Below are 5,240 nucleotides of genomic sequence, written 5' to 3'. Positions count from 1 at the left end.
CTGCTGCCTAGCGCGTGGAAATTTGTCCAATCGAGACGGAAACAAGCATGAGCCAACAGCAACTCAACGTCGATATTTGTGTCATTGGGGCAGGTGCTGCAGGCCTGTCGGTTGCGGCAGGTGCGGCCCAACTTGGGCTTTCGGTTGTCCTCTACGAAGAAGGCGAGATGGGCGGCGATTGCCTCAATACGGGCTGCGTTCCTTCCAAGGCCCTGATTGCTGCAGCCAAGACGGCCCATTCGATGCAACATGCCAGCCGCTATGGCATTGAAAATACGAAAGCCGTCGTGGATTGGAACCAGTTGCGCGGCCATATAGATGGCGTGATTGAGACCATCGCCCCCATCGACAGCCAAGAGCGCTTTGAAGGCTTGGGCTGCATCGTCTTTCGCGAACATGCGGTCTTCACCGACCCACGCACGGTGCAAAGCCCATCGGCCATTGTCACCGCGCAAAAGTTTGTCATCGCCACAGGTGCAACCGCCTTTGTGCCGCCTATCCCAGGCCTGAGTGAAACGCCATTTCTAACCAATGAGACCGTCTTTGCCCAAGCAACCCAGCCCAAAAGCCTGATCGTGTTGGGTGGCGGTGTGATCGGGGTAGAACTCGGCCAAGCCTTTGCCCGATTGGGCACACAAGTCACAGTGGTTGAGGCCATGACAATCATGGGCCCGCAAGAGCCTGAAGCGGTTGAGGTCGTGCGCGCCAGCCTGAAAGCGGATGGCGTATCCGTGCAAGAGGGCGTGAAAGCGGTCGCGGTTTCAGGTGATCAGGCGGAAGTAGCCGTCACTTTGGAAGATGGCCGAGTGCTCAAAGCAGAGCGTCTGCTGGTTGCTGTTGGCCGCGCGGCGCGGGTTGAAAATATCGGGCTGGATAAAGCCAATGTCACCTATAGCCGCAAGGGCGTTGCGACCGATAATCGGCTGCGCAGCGTGTCTAATCCCCGTGTCTGGGCGATTGGTGATGTGGCGGGCAAAGAGCAATTAACCCATGCAGCGGGCTTCCATGCCAGCGTCTTTATCCGCAATGCCGTGTTTAAGGCCCCTGCAACTGCCGTCGTGCCCTATATGCCTGCCGTCGCTTATTGCGACCCGGAAGTGGCGAAGATCGGCCTGACAGAAGCACAAGCCCGCGATCAGTTCGGCAGCGACGTCACAATCACCAAAGCCGAATTTGAGGATAATGATCGCGCCCAGACCGAACGGTCTACCGAAGGCTTTTGTAAGCTGGTCATTGGCAAGGGCGGCAAGCTTTTGGGTGCCACCGTGGTCGGTGAAGGCGCAGGCGAAGCCATTCAGTTGGTCGGTCTGGCCATGGCCAATAAGAAGGGCGTGGGGGCGATTACCAGCCTGATCTCGCCCTATCCAACGCGCAGCGAAATCGTCAAACGCGCAGCAGGTGCCTATTTCACGCCAACTTTGTTTTCAGACCGTACCCGGAAATTGGTGAAGTTCTTGAAACTGTTTGGGTGATGCGGGCTAGGGCTTTGTCGCTTTGCGCTTCGCTTCTGCCTCCTTGGTGCACAGCCAACGGGTGCGGTGGGTATTGAGTTTATTATCGACCCAGCCCGTGACGCGCGGATTGACCAGTGACCGACCTGTATCAAAGAATACCGGTGCAAGCGCTGCATCCTTGACCGCAATCTCTTCCGCATTACGCAGAAGTTTAGCGCGCATCGCCTCATCTCGCTCTTGGTCGGCTTTGGCGAGCAAAGCGTCATAGGTTGGATTTTCATAGCGACCCGAATTCATTTCAGCGCTGCGGGACTCAAGGATGTAGAGGAAGGACTTGGCATCGTCATAGTCGGCATACCAGCCCATATTGGCCAACTCGAAGTCGCCACGCTGGACTTGCGAATAATGGATTTGGCCATCTTGGCCCAGAAGCTCAATCTTCACCCACGGTGCAATCTGCTGCCAAGTGTTCTGCAAGATGGGCACATAGCGTGGCGTGTCCCCGTTTGTGACATGCGATAAAGTCAGTGTCAGTGGCTTATTCGGCCCATAGCCAGCTGCGGTCAAAAGGGCACGCGCGGACGCAAGCCTGCTAGCCAAGTCTGCCTCAAACATGCCTGTGACCGGCCCGCCCGTGTAGCCCAAAGTATCGGGCGGTATGATGTTAAAGGCGGGCTTGCTAGCACCCCCAATGATTTTGCTGGCGATTAGGTCGCGATCAATCGCAAGCGACAAGGCCTGCCGAACACGAGCGTCTTTCAGTTTCGGGTTCTTGAGATTGAACAACTCATATTGGATGAGCGCATAGGGGGCCTCACGCACATAGCCCGGCAGTTCCTTTTTGAGGATCTCGCGGTTCTGGCCAGCAAAGGTCGCATTGGTATCGAGTTCACCTGCCCGGACAGCGCGGGCGGCAGCGGCGGGGTCTGTGGTTGGAAAGATCAAAAGTTCGGTCAAGCAGACATTAGCCGCGTCATGGAATTGGGGGTTCTTCTCCAGCCGGATGAAGTCGTTTGGCTGCCACTCTTTCAAAACGAAGGCCCCATTGCCAACGAGATTACCAGGCTTCACCCAGTCCGCACCTAGCTTGTCAATGACATGGCGCGGAACCGGATAGGCCAGCCAATGCGACAAGAGCGCTGGCAGAAACGGGGTTGGATTTATGAGCTCGATCACAAGGGTTCCCAGATCTTTGGCCGAAACCCCCAGACTATTCAGGGCCGCACCCTTCGTATTCACCGCTTGGGAGTTTTTGATCATATAGAGAAGCGACGCATAGTTAGACCGCGTCTTTGGGTCCATCAGGCGCTGAAACGAATAGACGAAGTCGTCTGCGGTGACGGGCACCCCGTCAGACCATTTGGCGTCCCGCAGCTTAAAGGTCCAAGTAAGCTTATCTTCCGAGACGGTCCAGCTTTCAGCCATGCCGGGGATAGGCTTAGCTTCAGGGTTTAAGACGGTCAGGCCTTCAAAAAGGCCCTCGATGATGCGGTCTTCATTGGCGATGGTTGCTTGTGCTGGGTCGAGGGTTAGGGGCTCGCCCGCATTGCCCATGCGCAGCGTCGTGGCCTTGTCGGTGTCATCGGCTGACTGACCACAGGCCGCCGTCAGGAGGACCAGTGCTAGTATCGCCAAAAATTTCTGTGTCATGCCAATCCCCCGCTCCATCTCAGCCTAGAGGAGGCTGGCCATTACGCAAGGCGTGGCTTGATCCACCGCTGTGCCGCCCTGTCTTTGCCTAAGAAAAAGCCCAAGCCATTTCTGGCTTGGGCTGACAGCTTTATTCTTGTCTTTGGTTGGGTAGGCGCTCTAACCCTTCGGCGCGCGAGACGAGATCGATAAACTCGTCGCGGAAGCCAAATCGATCTTCGCCTTTGGCTGCTTTGGCGATGCGGGCCACATCGGCATAGCCAAAGCCTTTGCCAATCCAAGGGTCTTGGCGGAGGAGCTGGGCATAGCCTGCCACGGCCACAGCAAAGCGGGTCGATTCTGGCGCGCGGTCGAAGCTGGCGCTGCGGTCCGCATCGGTAATCGGCCGCTCAATCAAGCGAGAAGTCGTCTCACCCGGCACTTTGTAGCGTAAGCGCAACAGCCCCAATTCCTTCGCCTTGCCTGTTGCAGGCGTTTGGCTGGCCGCACCATAGCGCAGAGGGTCGACGCTGCCTTGGGCACCGACAGGGGTAATTTCATAGAGAGCCGTGACTTGGTGGCCCGCCCCGATCTCACCAGCATCAACCGCGTCATTATTAAAGTCCTCGCGATTGAGCGCACGCGTCTCATAACCGATCAAGCGCCACTCTTTGACACGTGCCGGATTGAACTCCACTTGCGCCTTTACATCGTCTGCGATCGGGAAAAGCGTACCGCTGATCTGGGTGTCAAACACTTTGCGGGCTTCTTGTATGGTGTCGATATAGGTCGCGACACCATTGCCGTTCTGGGCCAAGCTTTGCATCATCGTGTCATTGTAATTGCCACGACCAAAGCCAAATACGGAGAGATAAATCCCCTTTTTGCGCTGGTCGGTCACATAGCTTTGCAAGGCGCGCGGATCAGAGATGCCGACATTGAAGTCGCCATCCGTCATCAGGATAACCCGATTGACCCCATCCTTATTATAATTCTTAGCTGCTGTTTCATAAGCAAGGCGGATCCCTTCGCCGCCAGCGGTGGAGCCGCCAGCTTGCAGAATTTCCAAGGCGCAAATGATGTCGCGCGTATTGTTTCCGGCTGTGGGCTTTAGAACAACACCTGCCGCGCCCGCATAGACGACGATGGACACGCGGTCACGACCATTGAGGTTTGGTGCCAATAGAGCCAAAGCACGTTTGGCCAAGGGCAGGCGGTCTTCTGCATACATAGACCCCGATACGTCCATCAGCATCGTGAGATTTAGAGGTGGGCGCTCGCTGCGGGCGATATCATAACCCGAAAGCCCGACATGCACGATTTGCTTTTCTGCTGCCCAAGGCGAAGGCGCAACGGCCACGGTGGTTGAGAACGGCAGCTTGCGATCATTCGGCTTGGCATAACCATAGTCAAAATAGTTCAGAAATTCTTCAACGCGTACGGCGTCTGCTGGCGGCAAACTGCCCTCGCTCACGAAACGGCGCGCATTGGCATAAGAAGCCGTGTCGACCTCCATGGCGAAAGTTGAAACCGGATTCTCAGCGGTTTGCTTCACGCTGTTGAGCGCGGCATTTGGATAGCGCTCGGTCGATTGGGGCTGCGGCATCGGCCCGACGCGCGTCGCAGTGACGACAATGTTCGCAACGGACGCATCAGCCACTTTGCTTTGCGCGGCATAGGATTGGGCCGAAACCTCAGCCAAAACGGGAGCGGGTGGGGGTGGGGGTGAAGGTGGCGGCGGCGGTGGTGGCGGTGGCGGTGGAGCCATCGGGGGCGATGGCATGGCCATCCTGGACGGTGCAGGCATTCCCACGGCCATCCGGGTGCGACTTGGATAGGCCCGCTCTGCCCGTTGGGGCGGGGCGGGACAATCATAATCAGTCGCATCCGTGGAGACAGACTGGCTAACCGGGCCTGCATATTGGCTATAGGCTGCGGGATTTGACCCGCAACTCGCAACCAGTGCGCTGAGGGATAGGGCCGCAATGACCTGCTTGGCAGCAGAATTCATGCGGGTCGATCGCGTGTGAGAATACGGGTGGTCTGGGATCATGTGGCTTGCCTCCAAACGCTTCTTTGAACGTCTGACACCATAGAGAGATCGCAACAAGGCCTTGTTTGGGAGGCTTCAGGGCTAAATTGGGGCAATTTTAACCA

Annotated in this window: 3 protein-coding genes; 1 reads left to right on the top strand and 2 read right to left on the bottom strand. The window is 56.9% G+C overall.

Translation table 11 applies throughout. From position 1 onward, the window contains the following. The first annotated feature begins 47 nt into the window (after positions 1-47). On the top strand, positions 48-1,472 hold the full coding sequence (locus ACOVRA_RS10930; RefSeq protein ID WP_421720316.1) for a dihydrolipoyl dehydrogenase family protein: 1,425 nt from the start codon (positions 48-50) through the stop codon (positions 1,470-1,472). Between the two features lie 6 nt (positions 1,473-1,478). Here the strand turns inward: ACOVRA_RS10930 and ACOVRA_RS10925 are convergent, their stop codons facing one another. Further along, complete coding sequence (locus ACOVRA_RS10925) at positions 1,479-3,104, bottom strand: peptide ABC transporter substrate-binding protein (RefSeq protein WP_421720315.1); 1,626 nt, start codon at positions 3,102-3,104, stop codon at positions 1,479-1,481. A gap of 130 nt (positions 3,105-3,234) precedes the next feature. After that, a complete protein-coding gene (locus ACOVRA_RS10920) occupies positions 3,235-5,136 on the bottom strand; it encodes a vWA domain-containing protein (RefSeq protein ID WP_421720314.1) in 1,902 nt (633 codons plus the stop codon). Positions 5,137-5,240 lie beyond the last annotated feature (104 nt).

Source organism: Aquidulcibacter sp., assembly GCF_049239865.1.
GTDB lineage: Bacteria > Pseudomonadota > Alphaproteobacteria > Caulobacterales > Aquidulcibacteraceae > Aquidulcibacter.
This window is presented reverse-complemented; position numbering and strand designations above follow the sequence as displayed.

Coding starts and splice junctions, on each gene's coding strand:
- ACOVRA_RS10930 (WP_421720316.1), top strand. CDS start 48: ATGAGCCAACAGCAACTCAACGTCGATATTTGTGTCATTGGGGCAGGT.
- ACOVRA_RS10920 (WP_421720314.1), bottom strand. CDS start 5,136: ATGATCCCAGACCACCCGTATTCTCACACGCGATCGACCCGCATGAAT.
- ACOVRA_RS10925 (WP_421720315.1), bottom strand. CDS start 3,104: ATGACACAGAAATTTTTGGCGATACTAGCACTGGTCCTCCTGACGGCG.